The 1,062-nt window shown below is 39.1% G+C and carries 2 tRNA genes; both read right to left on the bottom strand.

The window, feature by feature from the left end:
* Positions 1-878: 878 nt before the first annotated feature.
* Positions 879-953: transfer RNA gene (locus CM19_RS08140), tRNA-Val, on the bottom strand.
* 13 nt (positions 954-966) lie between these two features.
* A tRNA-Ile gene (locus CM19_RS08135) sits at positions 967-1,054 on the bottom strand.
* Positions 1,055-1,062 lie beyond the last annotated feature (8 nt).

Here is a 1,062-nt window from a genome sequence, read left to right as displayed (position 1 = left end):
GAGGGAAGATTGTCTCGTTCTAGAAAAATATAAAGTATTTAGATAGTAGTCAGATGGTGACTGTAGCCTCTCTTTTAGATCTTATACTTATTCTCAAACAGTAAGTTAAAAAGTCCAGTTAAGCGTATGAGTTGTACAACACAACGGTATACATTAATCTACTTCTATGAAAGGGATGAAAAGGGATAAACAATACATTAAGAAAACTATTCCTGTATCTGAAAAACAGGATAAGGAACACAAACAACTACACCCCAGACTGTCCAAAACACTGTTGGCCGCTATTACGAAGTGTTAAGGGGTTTTGGGAGGAACAAAAGTTTTGGTTTTCTGAAGCGTAAGACGGAAGATAAATATTGTCCTTGTATATCTGCAGAGCGGTCGAAGAAATTATAAGATAAAGCAAGAAGTTCAAAATCTTTTACCTCTTTTACCGAGGAATTTCAACGTTAGGGTGGGTAGAGGTTTTTCTCAAGATAAGTTAAAAGCGTGTTACTAACAAGCTAGCAAGGAATGGTAGAATATAAGTGAACTTCATTACCGAGGGCTACTAGTTCTTCGAGTTAAGGGAGACAAGCAAGGCTTTCAGCGTAGACGTTAATACAATAGACATTCTACTACGAGAATTCAATTGATGAAATCAAGAGAAATCTAGACTATAAGGTTGAGCAAAGGTATCTCTTCTCTCTCATTAATGATGATAACACTTTATGTACTTATAGTAAACGCGGTTATTGTCTCAAAGGATCACAACCTGAGATGTGTATTTTAAAGTGTATAAGTTGTGTTTGCGAGGTTTATAGAGATGGGGATTCTTCTAAAACATAGATGATTTAGTTTTAAATCTCATAGTATCAACATATCATCTTAAAAAGACATGGGCCCGCAGGGATTTGAACCCTGGATTACTGCCGTGTCAGGGCAGCGTCCTAACCAGGCTAGACGACGGGCCCTTTATCCTACGCTTGGGCCCGCAGGGATTTGAACCCTGGACCACCCGGTTTCTCAGATTATCTTATGAGCCGGGCGCTCTACCTAGCTGAGCTACGGGCCCACTTTTTA

It is taken from the genome of Candidatus Acidianus copahuensis, from assembly GCF_000632495.1.
GTDB lineage: Archaea > Thermoproteota > Thermoprotei_A > Sulfolobales > Sulfolobaceae > Acidianus > Acidianus copahuensis.
This window is presented reverse-complemented; position numbering and strand designations above follow the sequence as displayed.